This is a genomic window from Azoarcus taiwanensis, assembly GCF_012910885.1.
Lineage (GTDB): Bacteria > Pseudomonadota > Gammaproteobacteria > Burkholderiales > Rhodocyclaceae > Azoarcus_F > Azoarcus_F taiwanensis.
The window spans coordinates 1-23,643 of record NZ_WTVM01000061.1; the positions used below are offsets into that span (position 1 = coordinate 1).

Genomic DNA, 23,643 nt, shown 5'->3' on the forward strand with positions numbered 1-23,643 from the left:
GTTCTTTTCGTGGGCGACTCTGCCGACAAAAAGCCCTAGCGGTGCGAAGAGCGGCAAGTCGTGGCGCTTCCGGAAGGCCCCGTCGTCGCGTTGGTCGAATCGTGCCAGCGGGATGCCGGTAGGAAGCACCTGCATGGGGGAACGGACCCCGTAGTCCGCTAGCCGGTCCCGCATTGCGGACGACGGCACTATGACCGCATCCACAGCTTCGCACTGCGATCTCGATATCCTGCGGGCGAGGGCACGAAGACCACGCCCGGGGGCGAATGGTATGTAGTGCTGAAGATACTCTTCGAACAAGGTGTGATAGGTCAGTACGCAAGGGAGTCCCTGTTTCCTGGCGGCAGCGACCCCGGCGTAGTGAGCGAGAAACGGCGTTTGCACATGGACGAGATCGTGGGCAGGGGCGAGTCGCTGCGCTGCGTTGCGCAGAGCACGCCAGGATACGATGCGATCCTCGGGGTCGCGGGGTACCGGCCGTCCGGCGATACGGACGATGCCGTCCTCGTCGGGTTCGCTACCGTATCGTGGCGCGATGACGGTAGTCTCCACCGCGTGCTTCAAGAGGCAGCGGCGAAAGGTTTCGATCGATGTGGATACCCCATTCACACGGGGGAAATAAACATCGGACAGCATCAGTACGCGAAGCGGCTTCATCGACGGGCCAGTCCCTGCGGATCTGTAAAAGGATGCCGAAGCATCACATGCGCAGGTTTCTGCCGCGTGACAGCGGTCTCCTCAGTGGCTTGTCCGCCCCTTACAGCTGTGCCAACCGGAGTGAGCGATGTTTGCAACACGAGAGCGTTTGGTGATCTTCGACGCCGACGGTACGCTGGTCGATGCGTTCGGTGCGATCGACGAGACTTTTGCCGCCCATGGCATGCGAATCGGTGACCTTGAGCGTTTCCAGAGACGGCGGGCCTTGTTCAAGTACCTTGGCGGTCTGCGGGAGTTTCCGGGGAATCTGCGAAAGCAGTTCGGTAAGCGGCGGCGTCACGAGTTGCTTGCGACCCTGACTGAGGTCTATCGAGAGCGTGGGCGGCTCTATCCCGGCCTGGCGGAGTTGTTGAACCGGCTGATCGATGCACCGGGCGTGCGATTGGCGCTGGTCAGTCGCAACGTGACCAACGAGCCGGAAACGACGTTGAAGGTGTTGTTCGAACGCAATGGTGTCGATCCGGCGGGTATCGACCACATCGTGTGCATTCCCTTGCGCGAAAGCAAACTGCCATTCTTCCGGCAGGTTCGCGAGGCCTTCGGTGTCAATCCTGCGCATGCCTTCGTGTGCGGCGACGAGCACAAGGATTATGCGGCGGCGACCGGAGCAGGCATGCATCCGCTTATCGTCTCCTACGGATTCGAAGGGTTCGAGCGCCTGACCGGCAGGTTCGACGTACCGCCGGAGTTGATCTCGCGCTCTCCGGACGAACTGCGCGCGCGCGTGCTGCACACTCTTGATCTTGAACCTTGAAACTGCGTCAATTGCCACCGACTGGCGATCTGGGGACGCTGGCCGCATGTGTCCCTACACTCGATTTGGAGCAAGAATGGAAAGCCCTTACAAAGGCAAGACCGGGTTGAGGCGGATCTGGAACGCCTTGCATTATTCACTGGCGGGCTTGGGTGCCGCCTATCGTCACGAAGATGCGTTTCGGACTGAACTCTGGTTTGCTCTCGCGCTGGTGCCGATTGGGCTCTGGTTCGGACCGGGCGGTGTCGCCAAAGCCATGCTGGTGGCCAGTGTGCTTCTCGTGCTGGTGGTCGAACTCGTCAACTCTGCGATCGAAGCCACGGTCGACAGGATATCGCTCGAGGATCATCGCCTCGCCAAGCGCGCCAAGGATATCGGTAGCGCCGCGGTGCTCATCAGCCTGTTCAACGTGGCCATCGTTTGGGGGCTTGTCCTTTTCGGTGGTTGAACCTTGCGGATGTCATGATTCTGACATCTCGTGGTAACAGGCTTGTCTCGGGCGCGGCGTAATGTCTGCGCATGGACAAGCCAGCGCTCACGTACAAATCGCACTCCGGCGAACGTCTTCTCACGGTGGCCGTGGTGACCGAGACCTACCCGCCGGAGGTAAACGGCGTCGCCCGTTCGATCGCCCGCATGGTCGAGGGGCTCGTCGCCCGCGGACATCGCGTGCGCCTCTTGCGACCGATGCAGTCGCGGAAAGATACTGCCGCGGGCGAGGCCGGTTTCTCCGAGACCTTGATGGCTTCTTTGCCGATTCCGGGTTATCCGGGACTCCGGATGGGCTTGCCGTCCGCCCTGAGGTTGTTTGCCGACTGGAAGCGGGAGAGGCCGGACCTGGTTCATGTGGTCACAGAAGGGCCGCTTGGTCTGGCTGCTGTGCTGGTTGCACGAAGACTGGGCATTCCGCTCAGTTCGGACTTTCACACCAATTTCGACTACTACAGCCGCCATTACGGCATGGCATGGTTCAAGGGCGCGGTGGCCGGCTATTTGCGCTGGTTCCACAATCTTGCGGCCGAGACATACGTTCCGACGCGGGAGATGCAGGCGGCGCTTGCAAATCGTGGATTCAGGGGGGTGGAGGTGGTGTCGCGGGGGGTCGATTGCAGTTTGTTCGCACCAAGCAGGCGCAATGAGACACTGCGTGCGCAGTGGGGTGTGAAACCGGACGAGGTGGTTGCTTGCTGTGTGGGGAGAGTCGCGCCAGAGAAGAATCTTGAGTTGTTGCTGCGAACCTACCGGGCCTTGCGGGAGAGCGTGCCGAACGCGCATCTGGTCATCGTCGGCGATGGACCTTCCCGCAGCCGCTTGCAGAGCGCGTATCCGGAAGTCATCTTTGCCGGCATGCAGCAGGGTCTGGCACTTGCGGAGCACTACGCTTCGGCGGACATGTTCCTGTTCCCCAGCCTGAGCGAGACATTCGGCAACGTGACGCTCGAGGCCATGGCCAGCGGCCTTCCCGTCGTGGCCTATGACTATGCGGCAGCCACGGAGGCGATCGTGGATGGTGAGAGTGGCGTTCGCGTCGAGCCCGGCGATGCCGAGAGCTTTGTGGCCGCGGCGGTGCACCTGGCCGGACGTCCGGATCTGCGCTCTCAGATTGGACTCGCTGCGCGTGATTGTGCCGAGCGCTTCGACTGGGAAGAAGTCAATGACGTGTTCGAGCAGCGCCTGAGTGAGGTCGCGCGCTCATCCCGAGGAGGTGAGCTGCGCCCCGGAAGAGCGTCCAAAGGGTCGATCACGATGCGGGAGCGTGCCCGGTGAGGCAGGTACGCTCCATCTTCATCTCGGATGTTCATCTCGGTACGCGAGCCTGCCAGGCTGAACGTCTGCTTGCATTCCTGCGCGACCATGATGCACAGAACCTCTATCTCATCGGCGACATCGTCGACTTCTGGGCGATGAGTCGCAGCATCCACTGGACCGAGAGCCACAATACGGTGGTGCAGAAGATCCTGCGCCGTGCGCGCCACGGGGAGCACGTGGTCTTCATTCCCGGCAATCACGACGAGGCGCTTCGTGAGTACGTGGGCGTCACGTTCGGCGACATCCGGGTGGCGACCGAGTGGATACACGAGGCTGCGGACGGCCGGCGCTACTGGTTGGTGCATGGTGACGAGTACGATCAGGTCACCAGACACCATCGCTGGGTGGCGATCCTCGGGGATGTCGGTTACAACGCGCTGGTGTCGGTCAATCATTGGCTGTCGCGTCTGCGGCGCTTGTTGAGGGTGCCGGGCTACTGGTCCCTGGCGGGTTACGCGAAGCAGAAGGTCAAGAAGGCGGTAGGTTTCATCTTCGACTTCGAGCGCTCATTGGCGCATGCTGCCGAGTTGCGCGGCGTCGATGGGGTAATCTGCGGGCACATCCACTGGCCGGAAGACCGCATGATCGGCACGGTGCGGTATCTCAACTGCGGCGATTGGGTCGACACCTGCAGTGCGGTGGTCGAACACCTGGACGGTCGTTTCGAGATCGTACGCTGGCACGAGCGCGACTGGTCGGTCGATGCCGACATGGAGAGCGAACCGGCTCCCGGAACTATGCCCGAGCCTGTGCTGATGGCAGCAATGGAGCACGCATCCATACCTGCTGAGAGCCGTTTCGTCAGGCGGTCGGGCAAAAGCTGCTCGAAGACGAGCGAGGACGTGTTGTCCGCTGGAAGCGCCTTGATGGGGGCTGCGGATAACTCACAATCGACGTGATCAAAGCTGTGGATAAGCCTTGAGTAAGTCGCGTAACGACAGGTTCGCAGAGCGGTTTCTGCGCTTGCACAAATAATAGGCGATGCGTAAGGTCGCTCCGCTTCGCGCGGATGACGATCTTCGGATAGTTGCTCGCGAAACATGCTCCAAGCCGGGCCGGATCCAGTTCGAGCGCGCGATTCATCAGCGGTTGCAGCGCGGAGCTTCAGCGCCCGCGTTATGCGCCGACGGTACGGATAGGCGCGTCGATGCCGAAGAGTTGCCTGGTGGCGAGCATGTCTGCGCGACGAGTGCTCAGCGCGAACCCGACCTGCAACTGGGCCAAGTGCGAACCGGCGTTCTTCAACTGCTCGCCTGAGCCCCGTCCTGTGTGTCGTCCAGCAGACGACGTGCGGTGTCCCGTACCAACTCGAACATGGATTTCTGGGTCAGCGTGTTCGGGCGTCGGGCGCTGACTGCGAGAGCGAGCTTGCTCCGCAGCCGGGGTTCTACGATCGGACGCATCACAAAGCTGTCTGGCTTGCCCAAGGTTTCCACCGCATGACGTGACAGCACCGCGTTACCGACACCATCGGCTACCAGGTCGAGGATGGCGCCGACGCTATCGACCTCCATCGCGATGCGCGGATGCACACCGAGATTGGCGAGTTCGGTCTCGACCAGCATGCGCAGCGAATGCGGGCGGCTCGGGATCACGAGCGGTCGCTCGGCAATCTCGCGAAGTCGGATCGGCTGATCGCCGCCTCCTGAAACCCTGCGTTCGACGAAGAACAGGTCCTCTTCGAGTAGCGGCGTGGTGTCGATGTCCGGCGAGGGCGGCGCGTTGTAGAGCAGGGCAATATCGAGCCGCCCGGCGACGAGGGATTCCTGCATGGTGACCGACAGCCCGTCACTGATCGACAGCGAAGCCTCGGGGAGTCGAGCACGGATCTCACGGGTGAGAGGAACGGTCAGCACCTTCGAGAGGCTGGGTGGCAGTCCGAGCGCAACACGCCCGGCAAGCGCGCCGCGCACTCGGGTGAGTTCCTCCCGTGTGCGCTCGACCTGGTGCAGAATGCCGAGGCTGTGTTCCAGCAAGAGCTTGCCCGCTTCGGTGGTCGTCACGCCCCGGCCATTGCGGATCAGCAGATTCTGGCGCAGTTCCACCTCGAGCATGCGGACCTGACGGCTCAGCGCGGGTTGAGCAATATTCAGGGCGATCGAAGCGCGCGTGAAACTGCCGAGTTCGGCAACCCGCACGAAGTATTCGAGTTGTTTGAGATCCATAGCCAGATTTTACGTTGAGTGCCTAGGTATCGCAAAAGGCGATAGCTGGTATTGGCTCCGGGAATGGCCCTTTCGTATGCTTGGTGACAAGCGCAATAGTGTTGAACTTGGTCGCGCTGGTCGGATATCTCGTGAACGGAATAGCTTGATAAATGCTATGTCTGTACGGCATATCAGCTAGACCGGGCCGGCGCTGTCGCTGGTCGACAGTGGCGAGAATAATCGGCCCATTACGATTTGTATCCCGGCACCATGCAGACTTCGATTCCAACCCTGTTCATGCGCGGCGGCACGTCTCGCGGCCCGTTTTTCGACGAGTCCGATCTGCCAGCCGACAAGGCCTTGCGTGACGCGGTTCTGCTCGCCGTGATGGGGTCGCCCGATCGGCGCCAGATCGACGGCTTGGGTGGGGCGCATCCGCTCACGAGCAAGGTCGGCATCGTCCGCAAGAGCGAGACCGAAGGCGTGGATCTCGACTTCCTCTTTGCACAGATCCTGCCCGACAAGGACATCGTCGACACCACACCAAACTGCGGCAACATGCTCGCGGCGGTCGTCCCCTTTGCACTCGAGACCGGCATGGTCGCGCCGCAGGGGGCTACGACGACGCTCAGGGTGCTGACGCTCAATACCGACATGCAGTGCGACATCACGGTGCAGACCCCCGGCGGGCAGGTGGCCTACGAGGGCGAGGCACGCATCGATGGTGTTCCGGGGGGCGCGGCGCCGATCAAGATCAACTTTCTCGATACCGCGGGGTCGGTGTGTGCGGGTTTGCTGCCCACTGGCAATGTGCGCGACATGATCGACGGTATCGAGGTGACCTGCATCGACAACGGCATGCCGCTGGTGATGTTTCGTGCCGTGGATGTCGGGCGGACCGGCTATGAAGGCGTCGCCGAACTCAATGCCGACACCGAGCTCAAGGCGCGCATCGAACGCCTGCGTCTGGCTGCGGGCGAAGCGATGGGGCTGGGCGACGTCAGCGCCAGAACCTACCCCAAGATGTGCCTTGTCGCGCCGCCGCGCGAAGGGGGTAGTCTGAGCACCCGCTGCTTCATCCCGCATGTGTGCCATGACGCGATCGGCGTATTGGCCGCGGTCACCGTGGGCACCGCCTGCGTACTCGCCGGTTCGGTCACCGAAGGGATCGCGCAGATCCCGGAAGGGCAGGTCAAGACGGTGTCGGTCGAGCATCCGAGCGGCGAGTTCTCGGTGGAACTCGAGACCGATCCCGCCAACCCGCAGAACGTTACCCGTGCGGCGCTGCTGCGCACCGCACGCCTCATCATGCGCGGCGAGGTAATGATTCCCGCCGCGGTCTGGAATGGAGAGAAAGCATGATCATTGACTGTCACGGTCATTACACGACGGCGCCAAAGGCCCTGGAGGAATGGCGGAATCGCCAGATCGCCGGGCTGAAGGATCCGTCGCTCGCGCCGGCCGCGTCGGAACTCAGGATCAGCGACGACGACCTGCGCGAGACCATCGAGACCAACCAGTTACGCCTGATGAAGGAGCGCGGCCTCGACCTGACGATCTTCTCGCCTCGGGCGAGCTTCATGGCCCACCACATCGGCGACTTCCAGACCAGCTCGACCTGGTCGGCGATCTGCAACGAGCTGTGCTACCGCGTGTCGCAGCTCTTTCCGGACAACTTCATCGGGGCGGCGATGCTGCCCCAGTCGCCGGGTGTCGATCCGGCGACCTGCATCCCCGAGCTGGAAAAGTGCGTGAAGGAATACGGCTTCGTCGGCATCAACCTGAATCCTGACCCCTCCGGCGGCCACTGGACCAGCCCGCCGCTTTACGACCGCCACTGGTATCCGGTCTACGAGAAGATGGTCGAGTACGACATCCCGGCAATGGTCCATGTCAGCACCAGTTGCAACGAGTGCTTCCACACGACGGGCGCGCACTACCTGAACGCCGACACCACCGCCTTCATGCAGTGCCTGACCTCCGACCTGTTCAAGGACTTCCCCACGCTGCGCTTCGTGATTCCGCACGGCGGCGGCGCGGTGCCCTACCACTGGGGCCGCTTCCGTGGTCTCGCTCAGGCGCTGAACAAGCCCGAGCTGCAGGAGCACCTGCTCAACAACATCTTCTTCGACACCTGTGTGTACCACCAGCCCGGCATCGATCTGCTGACCAACGTGATTCCGCTGGAAAACGTGCTGTTCGCCTCCGAGATGATCGGCGCGGTGCGCGGCATCGACCCGGAGACCGGGCACTACTTCGACGACACCAAGCGCTACATCGAGGCGGCAGAGCTCACCGCTGAGCAGCGTCACATGATCTACGAGGGCAATGCCCGGCGGGTGTATCCGCGCCTGGACGCGGCGCTCAAGGCAAAGGGGCTGTGAGCATGAGTCAAGCGATGAACAACCTCGGCATCGTCAAGCGCAACATCGTGCGTGCCGACAAGGCGGCGGTGGCCAAGCTCTCCGGCTTTGGCGTCGCCACCATTCACGAGGCCATGGGCCGGGTCGGCCTGATGAAACCTTATATGCGGCCAATCTACCCGACGGCGCGGGTGTGTGGCACCGCGGTGACGATTCTGCTGCAACCGGGCGACAACTGGATGATGCATGTCGCTGCGGAGCAACTGCAGCCTGGCGATGTCGCGGTCGCCGCCTGCACCACCGACAACGAGGACGGCTTTTTCGGCGATCTGCTGGCGACCTCGTTCCGGGCCCGCGGCGCGCTCGGCTTGATTATCGACGCGGGCGTGCGTGACGTCGCCGACCTCACCGAAATGGACTTTCCGGTCTTCTCGAAAGCGATCAACGCCAAGGGCACTGTCAAGGCCACGCTGGGGTCGGTGAACGTGCCGGTTGTGTGCGCCGGCGCGCTGGTCAACCCGGGTGACGTCGTCGTCGCGGATGTAGACGGCGTCGTCGTCGTGCCCGCAGCGATCGCACAGCAGGTGGCGGACGCAGCCGAGAAGCGCGAGGCCAACGAGGCCGACAAGCGGGCCAAGCTCGCGTCCGGCGTGCTCGGGCTCGACATGTATTCGATGCGCGAGGGTCTGAAAAAGGCAGGGCTGAAGTACATCGACTGAGAAGCGAACGCGATCATAAGAAAACGGGCTTTTGCGCCCCGACAGGAGACAGCGTCACATGCAATTCGAGAAAACCCCCGGGTGGCTGGACTGGTATGCCGATCCTTCCCGCCCGGTTTTTCGTGCGCCACCCGGCGCGGTTGACGCCCACTGCCATGTGTTCGGCCCGGGTGAACGTTTTCCCTACGCGCCGGAACGCAAGTACACGCCGTGCGATGCCTCTCGCGAGCAGCTCTTCGCGCTGCGCGACCACCTCGGCTTCGAACGTAACGTGGTCGTGCAGGCAACGTGTCATGGCGCCGACAACCGCGCGCTGGTCGACGCCCTCGAGGGTTCGAACGGCATGGCGCGTGGGGTTGCTACGGTTCGGCGCAGCGTCACCGACGAGGAGCTGCGCGCGCTCGACGCGGTCGGTGTGCGCGGGGTGCGTTTCAACTTCGTCAAGCGTCTGGTCGACTTCACACCCAAGGACGAACTGCTTGAGATCGCCAAGCGCATCGCGCCGCTGGGCTGGCATATCGTGGTCTATTTCGAGGCGGTGGACCTGCCCGAGCTGTGGGATTTCTTCACCGCCCTGCCGACCACCGTGGTCGTCGACCACATGGGCCGGCCGGACGTCACCAAGCCGGTGGATGGGCCCGAGTTCGAGCTGTTCGTGAAGCTGATGCGCGAGCACGAGAACGTGTGGTCCAAGGTGAGCTGCCCGGAGCGGCTCAGCGTGTCGGGGCCGCCAGCGCTGAACGGCGAACGTGCGGCCTACCGCGACGTGGTGCCGTTCGCGCGCCGGCTTGTCGAGACCTTTCCCGATCGCGTACTCTGGGGCACCGACTGGCCGCATCCGAATCTCAAGGGCCACATGCCGGACGACGGCCTGCTGGTCGACTTCATTCCCCACATTGCGCCCACCGCCGAGCTCCAGCGCAAGCTGCTGGTCGACAACCCGATGCGCTTGTACTGGCCGGAAGAATCCGGTGGTACGCGGTCACCTGGAGGCTGACATGGCACTCGACAAACCGTATGTAGACATTCCCGGCACCACGATCTTCGATGCCGAGCAATCGCGAAAGGGCTACTGGCTCAACCAGTTCTGCATGTCGCTGATGAAGGCGGAGAACCGCGTCCGCTTCAAGGCGGGCGAGCGCGCCTATCTCGACGAATGGCCGATGAGCGAAGCGCAGAAACAGGCGGTGCTCGACCGCGACCTCAACCGCGCGATCTCGCTCGGCGGCAACATCTACTTTCTGGCCAAGATCGGCGCGACCGACGGCAAGTCCTTCCAGCAGATGGCGGGCAGCATGACCGGCATGAGCGAGGAGGAGTACCGCGACATGATGATCCGCGGCGGTCGCTCCCCCGAAGGCAACCGCCATCTCGGCGAGGACGGTGACGCCCAGCCGCAGCACCAGCCGCAGGGCGCGGCCGGGCGCAAGAACAAGGAGGCATGACATGGCACGCATCAGTGCATCGGTCTACACATCGCACGTGCCGGCCATCGGCGCGGCCATCGACCACGGCAAGACAGGCGAGGACTACTGGAAGCCGGTATTTGCCGGTTATGACTTCTCCAAGCAGTGGATGAAGGACAACAAGCCGGACGTGATCTTTCTCGTCTACAACGACCACGCCACCGCATTCAGCCTCGAGTTGATCCCGACCTTCGCGATCGGCACCGCGGCCCAGTTCAAGCCGGCCGACGAGGGCTACGGCGCACGGCCGGTGCCCACCGTCATCGGTCACCCCGAACTCGCCTCCCACATCGCCCAGTCCGTGATCCAGGACGACTTCGATCTCACCATCGTCAACAGGATGGACGTGGATCACGGGCTTACCGTGCCCCTGAGCCTGATGTGCGGGCAGCCCGAGGCGTGGCCTTGCCCGGTGATCCCGTTCGCGGTTAACGTGGTGCAGTATCCGGTTCCCTCCGGCCGCCGCTGCTTCCAGCTCGGGCAGGCAATCCGCCGCGCGGTCGAGTCCTACGACGAACCGCTCAACGTTCAGATCTGGGGCACCGGGGGCATGAGCCACCAGTTGCAGGGTGCGCGTGCCGGCCTGATCAATGCGCCGTGGGACAATGCCTTTCTCGACCGACTGATCGCCGACCCGGCCGGGCAGTCCGAAGTGCCGCACGTCGAGTACGTGCGCGAGGCGGGTTCCGAGGGCATCGAACTGGTCATGTGGCTGATCGCGCGCGGTGCGATGAGCGACGTCGCCGGCGGCCCGGCGCCCATGGTGCGCCATCGTTTCTACCATGTGCCCGCGTCGAACACCGCGGTGGGCCATCTGATTCTGGAGAACGGATAAATGAGCAACACGATCAAGGTCGCGCTGGCCGGTGCCGGCGCCTTCGGCATCAAGCACCTGGACGGCATCAACAGGATCGACGGCGTCGAGGTCGTGTCGCTGGTGGGCCGTCGTCTCGAGCAGACCCGCGAGGTCGCCGAGAAATACGGCATCGGCCATGTCACCACCGAACTCGCCGAAAGCCTCGCACTGCCCGAGGTCGATGCGGTGATCCTGTGCACGCCCACCCAGCTTCACGCTTCGCAGGCCATGGAGTGCCTCAAGGCGGGCAAGCACGTACAGGTGGAGATCCCGCTCGCCGACAGTCTTGCTGACGCCGAGGCGGTTGCTCGCCTGCAGAAGGAGACCGGTCTGGTCGCGATGTGCGGCCACACCCGTCGCTTCAATCCAAGTCACCAGTGGGTGCACAACAAGATCAAGGCCGGCGAGTTCGCGGTCCAGCAGATGGATGTGCAGACCTACTTCTTCCGGCGCACCAACATGAACGCGCTCGGCCAGCCGCGCAGCTGGACCGACCACCTGCTGTGGCACCATGCTGCGCACACGGTCGATCTGTTCGCGTATCAGGCCGGCGAGATCGTGCAGGCCAACGCGGTCCAAGGGCCGATTCATCCCGAGCTCGGCATCGCGATGGATATGTCGATCCAGCTGAAGAGCAGCAGCGGCGCGATCTGCACACTCAGCCTGTCGTTCAACAACGACGGCCCGCTCGGCACGTTCTTCCGCTACATCGGCGACACCGGCACCTACATCGCCCGCTACGATGATCTGGTCAACGGCAAGGAAGAGCCGATCGACGTATCCAGGGTGGATGTGTCGATGAACGGCATCGAACTGCAGGATCGTGAGTTCTTCGCCGCGATCCGCGAAGGCCGCGAACCCAACGCCAGCGTCGCGCAGGTGCTTCCGTGCTACAAGGTGCTGCACCAGCTCGAACAACAGCTCAACGCGGCTGGTTGAGCGCGGAGGTGGGGACGATGCAGACACGCAAACTCGGTCCGTTCGATGTCGGTGCCATCGGCCTGGGCTGCATGAACCTCAGTCATGCCTATGGCGTGCCGCCCTCGCCTGAAGAGGGCGGCAAGCTGCTGCTGCGGGCGCTGGAGATGGGTGTGACCCATTTCGACACCGCCGCGCTGTATGGCTTCGGCGCCAACGAGAAGCTGGTCGGCGAGGTGTTGTCCCCGCACCGCTCGCGCTTCACTCTGGCGAGCAAGTGCGGCATGACCGGTGTCGACGTCAAGGGCGACGGCAAGCTCGTCCGGGTCATCGACGGCAGGCCGGCAACCATCAAGGCGACCTGTGAAGCCTCGTTGCGCAATCTGCGAACCGATGTCATCGATCTCTATTACCTCCACCGTCTGGACAAGCAGGTGCCCATCGAGGACAGCGTCGGTGCTCTCGCTGATCTTGTCTCCGAGGGCAAGATCCGCACGATCGGTCTTTCGGAAGTGTCGGCCGACACCTTGCGTCGCGCCCATGCGGTGCATCCTGTCGCGGCACTGCAGACCGAGTATTCGCCCTGGACCCGCAATCCGGAGATCGCGGTGCTCGAAACATGCCGCGAGCTTGGTGTGAGCTTCGTCGCCTTCAGCCCGCTCGCACGCGGCTTCCTCGCCGACGCGCTGCGCGATCCGACCGCCGTCGACGCCTTCGCCGACAAGGACATCCGTCGCGGCATGCCGCGCTTCCAGCATGGTCACTTCGAGGCCAACCTGTTGCTGCTGGACGCCTTCCGCCAACTCGCGCGGGAGGCCGGTTGCACTCCGGCCCAGCTCGCAATTGTCTGGGTACTCGCCAAGGGCGATGACATCCTGCCGATCCCCGGCACCAGTCGTATCGAACACCTCGAGGAAAACCTCGGCGCGGCTGATGTCCGGTTTGATCAGGCGCTCCTTCAGCGCATAGACGACCTGATCAACGAGCGCACCGTGTCCGGCCCGCGCTACCCGGAGGCGACGCAGGCGGAGATCGATACCGAGGAATTTCGCCCCGCCTGACGACAGTCGGGCGGAGCGCGGTGTCAGACGAAGTCGGGATCGAAGGGCAGGCCTACGTAGTTTTCGGCGATGGTTGTCTGGCCGGCCTTGGAGCTCATGAGGTAGTCGAGCTCGGCGAGCTGGATCTTGTGCTCGATGGGGTCGTCGTTGAACTTGTGCGAGATCGAGGTGAACCACCACGAGAAGCGCACCGCCGCCCAGACGCGGCGCAGCGCGACCTCGGAGTAGCGGTCGAGCAGGTCGCTGCGGCCGTCTTTGTACCAGGCGATGAGCGCGGTCGACAGGTAGTACATGTCGGATGCGGCGAGGTTGAGGCCCTTGGCGCCGGTCGGCGGCACGATGTGGCCGGCGTCGCCGACAAGGAACATGTTGCCGAAGCGCAGCGGCTCGGCGACGAAGCTGCGCAGCGGCGCGATGCTCTTCTCGATCGACGGGCCGGTGACCATCTTTTCGGCGACCTCGGGTGGCAGACGACGGCGCAGTTCATCCCAGAAGCGGTCATCGGACCAGTCCTCGACTTTCTCGTCCAGCCCGACCTGGATGTAGTAGCGGCTGCGGGTGTGGGAGCGCATCGAGCATAGTGCGAAACCGCGCTTGTGGTTCGCGTAGATCAGCTCTTCGTGCACTGGCGGCGTGTCCGACAGCAGGCCGAGCCAGCCGAAGGGGTAGATGCGCTCGTATTCGGTGATCATGTCGCGCGGCACCGAGGCGCGTGAGGCACCGTGGTACCCGTCGCAGCCAGCGATGTAGTCGCACTCGATGCGCACGTGCTTCTCGTCCTGCACGTACTCGATGGCCGGCTTGCCTTCAAGGAAGCTGACCGGATGCACGCCACGGGCCTCGAAGATGACGGTGATGTTCGGATCCTGCAGCACCGCGTCGTACAAGTCCTTGGTCAGTTCGGTCTGGCCATAAACCATTACCTGCTTGCCCCCGGTGAGCGAGGCCATGTCGATGCGTTCCATGCGGCCGTTGAAGGCGAGCACGATACCGTCGTGCAACAGGCCTTCGCGATCCATGCGTGCGCCGACGCCGGCCTTGCGCATCAGGTCCGCCATGCCCTGCTCGAGAATGCCCGCGCGGATGCGGCTCTCCACGTGTTCGCGGTTCTGGCGCTCGAGAATTACGCTCTTGATGCCCTCGCGGCTGAGCAGCAGTGCGAGGCAGAGGCCGGAGGGTCCCGCGCCGATGATGCCGACTTGAGTGTGCATGATTTGTGTCTCCGTTATGGTTATTGAGCTTGCAATATACGAGCGCACAAGAAGCCTTGCTTGGAGTTTTGACGGTCAAGTCTTGTACTTTTCGAAACTCCGAGAGTGTGCTTTCATTCGGCGTGCGCGTGCGTTCGCGCACCTGGTGTGGCGAGTCGGCGAGCGTGTGTTCAAACCGGCGGCTACGGGCTTTACCAATCAGGCGCCCGAACATGAACAAACTTTCGAACATTCCCGACTCTGTACCGAGCTACAAGCTCTTTGGCGAACAGCGCCTCTGGCCGACGCCCGAGCCGGTGCATTACGAGACGATCGCGGCGCGCAGCGCGCTGCACGATTGGGAGATAGCGCCGCACAGTCACGACAGTCTGGTACAGCTGCTGTTTCTCGAGATGGGGCAGGCCGAGATGAAGGTCGAGACGCGAAAGCTGTCTCTGCCGTTGCCCTGTTTGGTCTACATGCCAGCGCGGGTGGTTCACGGTTTTCGTTTCTCGAGCGATATCGTCGGGCATATCGTCACCTTGCCGGAATACCTGCCCGGTGAGCTGTTCGCACAGGCCACCGAATTGCGCGAAGCAGTGGGGAAGGCGAGCCACTGCGCGCTGAGCGATCACCCGGAGCAGCTCGGCACGGTTCGACATCAGTTCACACAATTGATACGTGAGTATGGAGGCGATTCGCCGGGCCGCCTGGCGATGATGCTGTCCGCACTCGCGCAGATACTTGTGACTGTGGCGCGCGCAGCCGATGAGCTTGGAGGCGAGGCTGGGCGCAGCCGGTTCCGGCTGCGAGTCGAGCGTTTTGCCGAGTTGGTCGAACGACATTTTCGGGAATGGCTGCCGCTGGCGTTCTACGCGGATCGACTTGGTGTGTCGACCACACAACTGAATAATAGCTGTCGTCGCGAGACCGGTCGAAGTGCGCAGACGATGATTCACCAGCGGCTGCTGCTCGAGGCGCGCCGATTGCTGGTGTATTCGGACCTCGATGTCACCGCGATCGGCTATGCGCTGGGTTTCAAGGATCCGGCCTATTTCACACGTTTCTTCTCGCGTGTGGAGGGGGTGCCGCCTTCAGCGTACCGCGCGCGGCATGCACCCAGCCTCAGGCCTCAGCACGGGCACTGACGCCGTAGCGCAGCATGTCGACCATACGGTCGGCGATGTCCCGGGGGCTTCTCGATCCTTCGCGGTACCAGATGTGCACCCAGTTCATGGCCCCCAGCAACATGAGACGCAGCAGACGGCGATCGGTATCCGCGGCAAGCGGCAGTGCGTCGATGAACTCGCGAAATAGCTGTTCGTAGGTTTCGCGAAAGGGCTGGATGCGTTCCAGCATCGCCTGATCGCCGATCATCGCCAGGTTGTGGCCGGTGAGCCGATCTACCGGCGTGCCTTCCACCAGTCCGGTGACGTGAACTTCGCAGGCGAGGCGTAGACGTTCCCAGGGGTCCCGTCCGCCCGCAGCTGCTGCGCGTACCCGGGCGGCGACGATTCTGAGACCTTCCTGCTGGACCGCAACATAGAGGTCCTCCTTCGATGCGAAATGGTGATAGACCGAGCCGGGCAGCAGTCCGGCCTGATGCGCGATATCGCGCATCGACGTGCGATCGTAGCCGCGAGCCGAGAAGAGCTCGGCTGCGGCATCGAGAATGATGCGGGCTCTTTCCGGTGGGGCATCGCCAGTGTTGTCCTGGGTGGCAGCCTGTGCCAGGCGAGCACTCAGTCGCCCACGTTCCACCTGGCGCCGCTGTCGCTCGGTCAAGGACGCGAGCCCCCTGTCGGATGACTCTGCCAGTGCCTGCAAACGCTTCACTGCAGTCTCGAGACCGTGGCGTTGCCAGATGTAGCGGACGCCGGACGGAGAGACACGCAGACCGAGCGCTCGCATTCGCTCTGCCACCGCTGCCTGACCCAGTTCGGGTGCTTCTCGCGCGACGCGGAGGATCTCCGCCTCGACGGCGTGACTGAGCGATGTCCGACAGCTCTCGAGCGGGGGTGTGGTCATGTTGATCGGTTTCGGCGTGGTCGGTCCGTGGGCGATGATATCCCCGTGTGCAAGCCATGTGCCAGCCTGTTGTATGTGGATATAGTCACCGACTAACTAAATGAACAAGTGTTTGACAAGGTAGTCCGGCGTGCGGTACCTTGCGTCATGGCGGGCACAGCGTGCCCGGATGACACACACAGGGCTGGAGAACCCGATGGAGACAGTGATAAGAGACGCCGGAGACTTGTTTGCAGAGCCTCGGGTTGAGGTGGAAGTTCGCCCCGGAGGCGTTCGGATCTTGCGTTCGGCAATACCCCTGCCGGATGCGATCGAGAGGTGTGTCGGTGAATGGCTCGAGCATTGGGCGCGACTGGAGCCCGACAGTCTCTTTCTTGCCGAGCGCGGAGTGGACGGAGACTGGGTCAAGCTGACCTACGGGCAGGCGCGGCGACGCGTCGTTGCGGTTGCGACCTGGTTGCTCAAGCAGAACCTTTCGGCCGAAAGACCGGTGGTGATCCTCTCGGACAACTCGATCGAACACGCGATTCTGGCGCTTGCCGCCATGCATGTCGGGGTGCCGGTATGCGCGATCTCGTCCGGGAGTTCGCTCATGTCGCGGGATTTCGCCAAGCTCAGGGCAAATATTGAGCTGTTGCGTCCGGGTGTGATCTTCGCCGAGCCGGTCGAGCGATTCGGTCCGGCATTGGATGCAGTGGCGCGGCTGCACGAGGGCGTGGTCGTGGCCGGAAGCCGGGGAAGCTGCGTCGCGGGCGCGATTCCCTTTGCAGAGCTCGAGGCTGTGGTGGACGAAGCAGCAGTGATGGCCGCCTTCGCAAGCATCACACCGGACACCATCGCCAAGTTCCTGTTCACTTCGGGCTCGGTTGGCACGCCCAAGGCCGTGATCAATACCCACCGGATGCTGTGCTCGAACCAACTCGCCAAGGAGTTGGTGTGGCCGTTCCTGAAGGTCAACCGGCCAGTGCTGGTCGAGTGGTTGCCGTGGAGCCATACCTTCGGTGGCAACCACAATTTCAATCTGGTCATGCGCTGGGGCGGCACCCTCTACATCGACGAAGGCAAGCCCATGCCCGGGCTTATCGAGAAGACGATACGAAATCTCAAGGAGATTTCGCCGACGATTCATTTCAACGTCCCCCGCGCCTACGACATGCTGGTCCCCTATCTGCGCGAAGATGCCGGCTTGCGTGACCGTTTCTTCAATCAACTGAACCTGATCTTCTACGCGGGTGCTGCACTTCCGCAACACCTGTGGTCATCACTGGAGACCTTGTCGGAACAGACGACGGGTAGCCGCGTGATGATGGTGTCTTCCTGGGGTTCCACCGAGACGGCGCCGATGTGCACCGAGTGCCACTTTCCGGCGGTGCGGCCTGGCGTGATTGGGGTGCCGGTGCCTGGCACCGAACTTAAGCTGTTGCCCGTGGCGGACAAGCTGGAAGTACGTGTCAAAGGGCCGAACGTCTTTCCTGGCTACTGGAAGCAGGCTGACCTGAGCCGAGCCGCCTTCGACGACGAAGGCTTCTACATGATCGGCGATGCGGTGGAATTCGTCGATCCGGAGCGTCCGGAGCAAGGCCTGCTCTTCGATGGTCGTGTAGGCGAGGACTTCAAGCTGCTCACCGGCACCTGGGTGCATGTAGGGTCGCTGCGCGTGAAGGGCATTGACGCGCTCAAGCCGGTCGCGCAGGACATTGTGGTCACCGGGCACGACCTGGACGAGGTGGGCTTCCTGATCTTCCCGAACATTCCCGAATGCCGTGCCCTGTGCCGCGGGTTGCCGGAGGACGCGCCGGTGGAGGACGTGCTCTCCAGTCCGGCGGTCGTCAACCGGGTGCGCCAGGGCATGGCACTGATGAAGCAGTTGGGTGGTGGATCATCGACCTATCCGGCGCGTGCGATGCTGATGGCCGAACCGCCATCGGTCGAGGCCGGCGAGATCACCGACAAGGGCTACATCAACCAGCGCATCGTGCGCAGCCGCCGCGCAGATCTGGTGGACTTCCTCTATTCCGACGTGCCCGACAAGAGCATCATCACCGTGCGCGCCGCCGCAGACCAGAAGTGACAAGGACTTGAATTCATGAGCGAAAAACTCGTCACGACGTCGCTGGACGGCGTCATTTACACCATCACGCTGAACCGCCCCGAAAAGCGCAACGCGGTCAGCGATCGTCTGCTCGCAGCGCTGGAGCAGGCCCTGATCACCACGCCCGAAGAGACGCGCGTGATCATCCTCGCTGGTGCGGGGGATCATTTCTGCGCCGGGCTGGATCTTACCGAGCATCAGCATCGTGAGCCGTTCGGGGTGATGCAGCATTCGCGCGGCTGGCATCGTATCTTCGACCGCATCGAGAACGGCGGTATTCCGGTGGTCGCCGCGCTGCACGGCGCGGTCATCGGCGGTGGACTGGAACTGGCGACCGCGACGCATGTGCGGGTCGCTGAGCCGCACACGATCTACCAGTTGCCCGAAGGTCGGCATGGCATCTTCGTCGGGGGCGGTGCGTCGGTACGGGTCGCCAAGCTGATCGGTCCGGGGCGGATGTGCGAAATGATGCTCACCGGCCGGATCCTCGATGCCGACGAAGGTCAGCACCTGGGACTGTCGCATTACGTCGTCGGAAGGGGTGAGGCGTTGGCCAAGGCTCGCGAGCTAGCCGAGCGCATCGCCGAGAACGCTCCAATGGCCAACTGGGCGATGGTCAGCGCGATTTCGCGCATCCACAACATGGCTTCGGACGACGGCCTGTTCGTCGAATCGCTGACTGCCGCACTGACCCAGACGAGTCCGGAGGTGGTAGCGCGCATCGGGCATTTCCTGCAACGCAAGGGCAAGGGGCCGCAGGCATGAGTACGCACGACTACAGCGCTTCGGAAGCGCACGCGCTCGTCAGCGACTACGACGACATCTGGCTGGTGGCGGGGCAGCGCACGCCTTTCGCAGACTACAACGGCGTGTTGCGCGACGTGTCGCCGACCGATCTGGGTATTTTCGCCGCACGTGCGCTGTTCGAGCGCAGCGGCATTCCCGCTGGCGAGGTCGGTGCGATCATCGCTGGCAACATGGCGCAATCGAGTTTCGACGCCTATTTCCTGCCTCGCCATGTCGGCCTGTATTCCGGCGTGAATCCGGCGGTACCGGCGGTGCTGGTGCAGCGCCTGTGCGGCACCGGGTTCGAGACCATCCTGACCGCGGCCGACCAGATCAAGCTCGGCAAGGCCGGTGTGGTGCTGTGTGTGGGTACCGAGTCGATGTCGCGCAATCCGGTTGCTTCCTATACGCACCGGGCCGGTTTCCGCATGGGGCAGGTCGAGTTCAAGGACTTCCTCTGGGAAGCTACGAAGGACACCGCGCCCGGCGACAGCATGGGCGATACAGCCGAGAATCTCGCCAGGTCCTACGGCATCTCGCGCGAAGACGTGGACCGTTTCGCGGCGCAGAGTTTCGCGCGGGCGGCCGCGGCCTGGGAATCGGGCTACTTCGCCGATGAGGTTACGCCGGTGGTCAACAGCACCTGGGAACTGGCCGGTTACAACCCACGCGGGCTGAAGCTCGCCGATCGTGCTCCGATCTTCGACCGCGACGGTCATGTACGTCCGACGCCCTTCGAGACCCTGCAGAAGCTGCGCCCGGCCTTCGGTGGCGTGCAGACCGGGGGCAACAGTTCGGCCATCGTCGACGGCGCTGCGGCGGTAATCGTCGCCCGCGGCGACTGGGTGCGAGCCAATGGCATCCGGCCGCTGGCACGCATCGTGGCCGGCGCCGCCGTCGCGGTGCCGCCGGAGATCATGGGCATCGGACCGGCTCCGGCGATTCGCGCGGCCGCGAAGCGCGCCGGGATCACGGTCGGGCATCTGGACCGCATCGAGATCAACGAGGCCTTTGGGGCGCAGTACCTCGCCTGCGAGCGCGAACTGGGGTTGGACCGCGACAAGAGCAACGTCAATGGCGGGGCGATTGCGATCGGTCATCCGCTGGGGGCGTCCGGAGTGCGCCTGACCATGACAGTTGCGCGTGAACTCGCCCGCAGCGGCGGGCGCTACGGTGTGTCCTCGGCCTGTGCCGGGGGTGGCCAGGGTGTGGCCATCGTAGTCGAGCATGTCGGCTGAGGAGGGGGCATGAAGTTCGAAAACAACACCTTCATCGTCACCGGTGGCGCATCCGGGCTGGGTGAGGCCTCGGTGCGTGCCCTGCACAAGGCCGGGGCGAACGTGGTGATCGCGGATCTCAATGTCGAAGCTGGCGAGGCATTGGCTGCCGAACTGGGCGGGCGGACGGTGTTCGCCAGGACCAACGTGGCCGATGTCGCCGACGCGACAGCCTGCGTCGTGACGGCGACCGCGCGCTTTGGTGGCCTTCAGGGCCTGATCAACTGCGCGGGTATTGGCAACGCAGCCAGGGTGCTCGGGCGCGAGGGTGCGATGCCGCTGGAGGCGTTCTCCCGCGTGATCGAGGTGAACCTGGTCGGCAGCTTCAACATGATTCGGCTCGCCGCCGAAGCGATGGCGGCGGGTGAGCCGCAGGCCGACGGTGAACGCGGGGTGATCGTCAATACCGCGTCGGTCGCTGCCTACGAAGGTCAGGTCGGGCAGGCGGCGTATGCGGCCTCCAAAGGCGGCATCGTCTCGATGACACTGCCGATAGCGCGCGAGCTCGCGCGTTCCGGCATCCGCGTGGTGACGATCGCGCCGGGGCTGTTCCTGACGCCGATGATGCACACCCTGCCGCCCGAGGTGCGGCAGTCCCTTGGCGAATCGGTGCCGTTTCCACCGCGGCTGGGGCAACCCGAGGAGTTCGCCCGGCTGGTGTGCAGCATCGTCGACAACATCATGATCAACGGCGAAACCATTCGCCTGGACGGCGCGATCCGACTCACACCGCGCTGAAACCCAACGAGGAATATACATGGCCCGTAGTCACATCTATCGCATGCGCATTGCTTTCAGCGACTGCGACCCCGCGCAGATCGTCTTCTTCGCCAACTACTTCAAATGGTTCGACACCGCCAGCCGCGAGTTCTTCACCGCCTGCGGCGTGCCGAGCTGGCGTGAGACCAAGGCGCAGCGCGGCATCATTGGCACACCTATGGTGGATGCGCAGGCGAAATTCATGAACTCGGCCACCTATGGTGAGGACATCGAGATCGAATCCTCGGTCGTGGCCTGGAACACCAAGAGCTTCGTCATGCGCCATGTGGCTCGCCGTGGCGATACGGTCTTGTGCGAGGGACGCGAGGTTCGGGTGTTCGCGATTGAAGATCCCGAGAATCCTTTGCGCATCAAGGCAGTGCCGATTCCAGAGGATATCCGGATGAGCTGCAGCTGAAACCAAGGCCAGCCTAAGGGAGTCTTGCGCAATGATCGATTACGTACCCCCGTTGCGCGACATGCGCTTCATCCTGTCCGAGCTCGCCGGACTCGATCTGATCGCCTCGCTTCCCGGTTGCGAAGAGGCCGGCGAGGATGTCGTAGCCGCGATTCTTGAGGAAGCCGGACGATTCGCCGCAGGCGTGCTCGCGCCGATCAACCGGCAGGGCGACATCGAAGGCTGCCGACTCAACGCGGACGGCAGGGTCGAGACGCCCAGCGGCTGGAAGGCGGCCTACGACCAGTTCCGCGAGTCCGGCTGGATAGGGCTGTCGGCACCGGTCGCGTTTGGCGGACAAGGCCTGCCCAAACTGGTGTCCACACCGGTCTGGGAAATGTGGTTCTCGACCAACATGGCCTTCACGATGCTGCCGCAGCTCAACGTGAGCCAGGCCGAGGCGCTGCAGATCGCCGCAAGCGAGGAGCAGAAGCAGACCTGGTTGCACAAGATCGTGAGCGGCGAGTGGGGCGCCACGATGAACATCACCGAACCGCAGGCCGGCTCGGATCTGGCCGCTACGCGCACCCGGGCCGAACCGCAGACCGATGGCAGCTACCGCCTCTTCGGGCAGAAGATTTACATTTCCTACGGGGAGCACGAACTCACGCCCAACATCGTGCACCTGGTGCTGGCCCGGCTGCAGGACGCCCCGAAAGGGGTGAAGGGCCTGTCGCTGTTCATCGTTCCCAAATACTTGCTCGACGCCGAAGGCCAACCCGGCGAGAAGAACGACCTGCGCTGTATTTCGATCGAACACAAGATGGGCATACATGGCAGCCCCACGTGCACGATGAGCTACGGTGATCGGGGCGGGGCCGTCGGCTGGCTGGTGGGGAAGCCAAATCGCGGCCTGGAGAGCATGTTCATCATGATGAACGAGGCGCGGTTCGGAGTCGGCGTGCAGGGCCTCGGACTAGCCGAGCGCGCATACCAGTATGCCCTGTCGTACGCCCGCGAGCGGGTTCAGGGACGCAATGCGGTCAGTGGCGAGGCAGGTTCGCCGATCGTTCATCATTCGGACGTCAAGCGCATGCTGATGGCGATGCGAGCGCGGATCCTCGCGATGCGTGCGCTGCTCTACAGCGCTGCGGGCTGGTTCGATATCGCACATCACCATCCCGACCCGGTCGTGGCTGAACGCCACCGGCGTTTCGTCGACGTGTTGATGCCGGTGGCAAAGGGCTGGTGCACCGAGGTCGGCAACGAGGTCTGCGACGATGCGTTGCAGGTGTTCGGCGGCATGGGCTTCGTTGAGGAGACCGGCATCGCCCAGTTGTTCCGCGACGCCCGCATCATCACGATCTATGAGGGTACAACCGGCATTCAGGCTAATGACCTGGTGGGTCGCAAGATTCTGCGTGAGAACGGTGAGACGCTCGCCGAGCTGATCAAGGAGATTCGGGCCACTGCCGTGGAACTGCAACAGGATGGCAGGGACGCAGCTTTGCCGTTGATCGGCAACAGGCTTGGCGATATCGCCGATGAACTCGACCGTGCGTTGAACTGGGTGCTTGCGAACGGCAGCGAGAGCTTGGGAAGTGTGCTCGGGGGTGCCGTGCCGTTTCTCCACTTGTTCGGTGTCGTCGCAGGTGGCTGGCAGCTGGCCCGTGTCGCCCAAGCGGCCGTCGGCAAGCTGAGTGCAGGTGAGGGAGACTCGGGCTACCTGCAGAGTCTGATCGACATCGCGCGCTTCTACATGGCCTACGAAGGACCGCAATCGGTAGCGTATGCCGCTGCCATGATGAATGGTGGAACGGAGGTCGATCGCTTCAATGTGCGCATGCTCTGACGCGACTCTCGATGCCGGCTGTCGGCGCAATGCGTCGGGTGGGCCATTTCGGGGCGGTGCGAACACCGCCCCGGCTGCCGGATCAGCGGGCAGCTTCCTCCGCGATGAGGGCGCGGAGGTCGGACAGCAGCGTGGCGGCGTCGATTCCACGACCGGTCATTTCCTCGATCCAGCCGTCGATTACCGGCTGGGCGGCGGTTTGCCAACGGGTGAGTTCTTCACCTTCGATGGTGACGATGGTGTTGTTGCGCGCGATTGCAGCGTTGCGGCCGGGCTCGTCACCCTCATCCATCACACGACCGACCCAGGCAGAGGTTTCGATGCCCGAGTTGGCGTCGATGACCGCCTTGAGATCGTCGGGCAGTCGGTCGTAGCTGGCCTTGTTCATGCCGAAGATGAAGAAGGTGGTGTAGAAGCTGTGGTCGCCGCCAAACACGGTGTGGGTGTTCACC

The 23,643-nt window shown here is 63.4% G+C and carries 23 protein-coding genes and 1 pseudogene; 19 read left to right on the forward strand and 5 right to left on the reverse strand.

Annotated elements, in window-relative coordinates:
- On the reverse strand, window positions 1–657 hold a 657-nt coding region (locus GPA21_RS11215; protein WP_168988253.1), incomplete at its 3' end, for a glycosyltransferase.
- A 127-nt stretch (window positions 658–784) separates the two neighbouring features.
- Between GPA21_RS11215 and GPA21_RS11220 the strand changes: the two genes are divergently transcribed.
- The 4 genes from GPA21_RS11220 (at window position 785) to GPA21_RS11235 (ending at window position 4,179) form a co-directional block, all read left to right on the forward strand.
- Complete coding sequence (locus tag GPA21_RS11220; protein WP_168988254.1) at window positions 785–1,471, forward strand: HAD family hydrolase; 687 nt, start codon at window positions 785–787, stop codon at window positions 1,469–1,471.
- Window positions 1,472–1,547: 76 nt separating this feature from the next.
- On the forward strand, window positions 1,548–1,919 hold the full coding sequence (locus tag GPA21_RS11225) for a diacylglycerol kinase (RefSeq protein WP_168988255.1): 372 nt from the start codon (window positions 1,548–1,550) through the stop codon (window positions 1,917–1,919).
- 71 nt (window positions 1,920–1,990) lie between these two features.
- A complete protein-coding gene (locus GPA21_RS11230) occupies window positions 1,991–3,238 on the forward strand; it encodes a glycosyltransferase family 4 protein (RefSeq protein WP_168988256.1) in 1,248 nt (415 codons plus the stop codon).
- Complete coding sequence (locus tag GPA21_RS11235) at window positions 3,235–4,179, forward strand: metallophosphoesterase (RefSeq protein WP_168988257.1); 945 nt, start codon at window positions 3,235–3,237, stop codon at window positions 4,177–4,179. Before GPA21_RS11230 ends, GPA21_RS11235 begins: the two co-directional genes overlap by 4 nt.
- Before the next feature lie 342 nt (window positions 4,180–4,521).
- Here the strand turns inward: GPA21_RS11235 and GPA21_RS11240 are convergent, their stop codons facing one another.
- Window positions 4,522–5,445 carry a LysR substrate-binding domain-containing protein gene (locus GPA21_RS11240; RefSeq protein ID WP_168988258.1) on the reverse strand — a complete coding sequence of 308 codons (924 nt, stop codon included), beginning with the start codon at window positions 5,443–5,445 and terminating at the stop codon, window positions 4,522–4,524.
- 252 nt (window positions 5,446–5,697) lie between these two features.
- Here GPA21_RS11240 and GPA21_RS11245 point away from each other — a divergent pair, with 252 nt between their 5' ends.
- The 8 genes from GPA21_RS11245 to GPA21_RS11280 are packed head-to-tail and all read left to right on the forward strand — an operon-like array spanning window position 5,698 to window position 12,810.
- Window positions 5,698–6,789, forward strand: coding sequence for a 4-oxalomesaconate tautomerase (locus tag GPA21_RS11245; protein ID WP_168988259.1), 1,092 nt, complete (start codon window positions 5,698–5,700; stop codon window positions 6,787–6,789).
- On the forward strand, window positions 6,786–7,811 hold the full coding sequence (locus GPA21_RS11250; RefSeq protein WP_168988260.1) for an amidohydrolase family protein: 1,026 nt from the start codon (window positions 6,786–6,788) through the stop codon (window positions 7,809–7,811). The genes GPA21_RS11245 and GPA21_RS11250 overlap by 4 nt, the downstream gene beginning before the upstream one ends.
- Window positions 7,812–7,813: 2 nt before the next feature.
- Window positions 7,814–8,509 (forward strand): 4-carboxy-4-hydroxy-2-oxoadipate aldolase/oxaloacetate decarboxylase, encoded by a 696-nt coding sequence (gene ligK, locus GPA21_RS11255; RefSeq protein ID WP_211163550.1) that lies wholly within the window; start codon window positions 7,814–7,816, stop codon window positions 8,507–8,509.
- Window positions 8,510–8,567: 58 nt separating this feature from the next.
- Window positions 8,568–9,506, forward strand: a complete 939-nt coding sequence (locus GPA21_RS11260) for an amidohydrolase family protein (protein ID WP_168988261.1) — start codon at window positions 8,568–8,570, stop codon at window positions 9,504–9,506.
- 1 nt (window position 9,507) lies between these two features.
- Window positions 9,508–9,954 (forward strand): protocatechuate 4,5-dioxygenase subunit alpha, encoded by a 447-nt coding sequence (gene ligA / locus GPA21_RS11265; protein WP_168988262.1) that lies wholly within the window; start codon window positions 9,508–9,510, stop codon window positions 9,952–9,954.
- A 1-nt stretch (window position 9,955) separates the two neighbouring features.
- On the forward strand, window positions 9,956–10,810 hold the full coding sequence (locus tag GPA21_RS11270; RefSeq protein WP_168988263.1) for a class III extradiol dioxygenase subunit beta: 855 nt from the start codon (window positions 9,956–9,958) through the stop codon (window positions 10,808–10,810).
- The gene (locus GPA21_RS11275; RefSeq protein ID WP_168988264.1) at window positions 10,811–11,770 is read left to right on the forward strand and encodes a Gfo/Idh/MocA family oxidoreductase; all 960 of its coding nucleotides are present in this window, start codon (window positions 10,811–10,813) and stop codon (window positions 11,768–11,770) included.
- 17 nt (window positions 11,771–11,787) lie between these two features.
- Entirely contained in the window at window positions 11,788–12,810 is a 1,023-nt protein-coding gene (locus tag GPA21_RS11280) for an aldo/keto reductase (protein ID WP_168988265.1), read from the forward strand.
- 23 nt (window positions 12,811–12,833) lie between these two features.
- Here GPA21_RS11280 and pobA read toward each other — a convergent pair whose 3' ends face one another.
- The gene (pobA, locus tag GPA21_RS11285; protein WP_168988266.1) at window positions 12,834–14,021 is read right to left on the reverse strand and encodes a 4-hydroxybenzoate 3-monooxygenase; all 1,188 of its coding nucleotides are present in this window, start codon (window positions 14,019–14,021) and stop codon (window positions 12,834–12,836) included.
- A 212-nt stretch (window positions 14,022–14,233) separates the two neighbouring features.
- Here pobA and GPA21_RS11290 point away from each other — a divergent pair, with 212 nt between their 5' ends.
- Entirely contained in the window at window positions 14,234–15,148 is a 915-nt protein-coding gene (locus GPA21_RS11290) for a helix-turn-helix domain-containing protein (RefSeq protein WP_168988267.1), read from the forward strand.
- On the opposite strand, the gene GPA21_RS11295 is transcribed toward GPA21_RS11290, so the two are convergent.
- Window positions 15,126–16,028, reverse strand: a complete 903-nt coding sequence (locus GPA21_RS11295; RefSeq protein ID WP_168988268.1) for a TetR/AcrR family transcriptional regulator — start codon at window positions 16,026–16,028, stop codon at window positions 15,126–15,128. The two genes, GPA21_RS11290 and GPA21_RS11295, sit on opposite strands and share 23 nt — an antisense overlap.
- Window positions 16,029–16,308: 280 nt before the next feature.
- Here GPA21_RS11295 and GPA21_RS11300 point away from each other — a divergent pair, with 280 nt between their 5' ends.
- The 6 genes from GPA21_RS11300 to GPA21_RS11325 are packed head-to-tail and all read left to right on the forward strand — an operon-like array spanning window position 16,309 to window position 23,191.
- Window positions 16,309–18,099, forward strand: a complete 1,791-nt coding sequence (locus GPA21_RS11300; protein WP_339379889.1) for a feruloyl-CoA synthase — start codon at window positions 16,309–16,311, stop codon at window positions 18,097–18,099.
- Between the two features lie 15 nt (window positions 18,100–18,114).
- Window positions 18,115–18,885 (forward strand): crotonase/enoyl-CoA hydratase family protein, encoded by a 771-nt coding sequence (locus tag GPA21_RS11305; RefSeq protein WP_168988270.1) that lies wholly within the window; start codon window positions 18,115–18,117, stop codon window positions 18,883–18,885.
- Complete coding sequence (locus GPA21_RS11310) at window positions 18,882–20,144, forward strand: thiolase family protein (RefSeq protein WP_168988271.1); 1,263 nt, start codon at window positions 18,882–18,884, stop codon at window positions 20,142–20,144. The genes GPA21_RS11305 and GPA21_RS11310 overlap by 4 nt, the downstream gene beginning before the upstream one ends.
- Window positions 20,145–20,153: 9 nt before the next feature.
- The gene (locus GPA21_RS11315) at window positions 20,154–20,921 is read left to right on the forward strand and encodes a 3-hydroxyacyl-CoA dehydrogenase (RefSeq protein WP_168988272.1); all 768 of its coding nucleotides are present in this window, start codon (window positions 20,154–20,156) and stop codon (window positions 20,919–20,921) included.
- 19 nt (window positions 20,922–20,940) lie between these two features.
- Window positions 20,941–21,360: an acyl-CoA thioesterase gene (locus tag GPA21_RS11320; protein WP_168988273.1), complete on the forward strand. Its 420-nt coding sequence runs from the start codon at window positions 20,941–20,943 to the stop codon at window positions 21,358–21,360.
- Between the two features lie 31 nt (window positions 21,361–21,391).
- Complete coding sequence (locus tag GPA21_RS11325) at window positions 21,392–23,191, forward strand: acyl-CoA dehydrogenase (RefSeq protein ID WP_168988274.1); 1,800 nt, start codon at window positions 21,392–21,394, stop codon at window positions 23,189–23,191.
- 82 nt (window positions 23,192–23,273) lie between these two features.
- Here the strand turns inward: GPA21_RS11325 and GPA21_RS11330 are convergent.
- Window positions 23,274–23,643, reverse strand: a pseudogene (locus GPA21_RS11330) (type 2 periplasmic-binding domain-containing protein); the annotation flags it as partial.

What these genes read in the sequence shown, in the direction of transcription:
- GPA21_RS11220 (WP_168988254.1), top strand. Translation starts at nt 785, where the DNA reads ATGTTTGCAACACGAGAGCGTTTGGTGATCTTCGACGCCGACGGTACG.
- GPA21_RS11225 (WP_168988255.1), top strand. Translation starts at nt 1,548, where the DNA reads ATGGAAAGCCCTTACAAAGGCAAGACCGGGTTGAGGCGGATCTGGAAC.
- GPA21_RS11230 (WP_168988256.1), top strand. Translation starts at nt 1,991, where the DNA reads ATGGACAAGCCAGCGCTCACGTACAAATCGCACTCCGGCGAACGTCTT.
- GPA21_RS11240 (WP_168988258.1), bottom strand. Translation starts at nt 5,445, where the DNA reads ATGGATCTCAAACAACTCGAATACTTCGTGCGGGTTGCCGAACTCGGC.
- GPA21_RS11245 (WP_168988259.1), top strand. Translation starts at nt 5,698, where the DNA reads ATGCAGACTTCGATTCCAACCCTGTTCATGCGCGGCGGCACGTCTCGC.
- GPA21_RS11250 (WP_168988260.1), top strand. Translation starts at nt 6,786, where the DNA reads ATGATCATTGACTGTCACGGTCATTACACGACGGCGCCAAAGGCCCTG.
- ligK (WP_211163550.1), top strand. Translation starts at nt 7,814, where the DNA reads ATGAGTCAAGCGATGAACAACCTCGGCATCGTCAAGCGCAACATCGTG.
- GPA21_RS11260 (WP_168988261.1), top strand. Translation starts at nt 8,568, where the DNA reads ATGCAATTCGAGAAAACCCCCGGGTGGCTGGACTGGTATGCCGATCCT.
- ligA (WP_168988262.1), top strand. Translation starts at nt 9,508, where the DNA reads ATGGCACTCGACAAACCGTATGTAGACATTCCCGGCACCACGATCTTC.
- GPA21_RS11270 (WP_168988263.1), top strand. Translation starts at nt 9,956, where the DNA reads ATGGCACGCATCAGTGCATCGGTCTACACATCGCACGTGCCGGCCATC.
- GPA21_RS11275 (WP_168988264.1), top strand. Translation starts at nt 10,811, where the DNA reads ATGAGCAACACGATCAAGGTCGCGCTGGCCGGTGCCGGCGCCTTCGGC.
- GPA21_RS11280 (WP_168988265.1), top strand. Translation starts at nt 11,788, where the DNA reads ATGCAGACACGCAAACTCGGTCCGTTCGATGTCGGTGCCATCGGCCTG.
- pobA (WP_168988266.1), bottom strand. Translation starts at nt 14,021, where the DNA reads ATGCACACTCAAGTCGGCATCATCGGCGCGGGACCCTCCGGCCTCTGC.
- GPA21_RS11290 (WP_168988267.1), top strand. Translation starts at nt 14,234, where the DNA reads ATGAACAAACTTTCGAACATTCCCGACTCTGTACCGAGCTACAAGCTC.
- GPA21_RS11295 (WP_168988268.1), bottom strand. Translation starts at nt 16,028, where the DNA reads ATGACCACACCCCCGCTCGAGAGCTGTCGGACATCGCTCAGTCACGCC.
- GPA21_RS11305 (WP_168988270.1), top strand. Translation starts at nt 18,115, where the DNA reads ATGAGCGAAAAACTCGTCACGACGTCGCTGGACGGCGTCATTTACACC.
- GPA21_RS11310 (WP_168988271.1), top strand. Translation starts at nt 18,882, where the DNA reads ATGAGTACGCACGACTACAGCGCTTCGGAAGCGCACGCGCTCGTCAGC.
- GPA21_RS11315 (WP_168988272.1), top strand. Translation starts at nt 20,154, where the DNA reads ATGAAGTTCGAAAACAACACCTTCATCGTCACCGGTGGCGCATCCGGG.
- GPA21_RS11320 (WP_168988273.1), top strand. Translation starts at nt 20,941, where the DNA reads ATGGCCCGTAGTCACATCTATCGCATGCGCATTGCTTTCAGCGACTGC.
- GPA21_RS11325 (WP_168988274.1), top strand. Translation starts at nt 21,392, where the DNA reads ATGATCGATTACGTACCCCCGTTGCGCGACATGCGCTTCATCCTGTCC.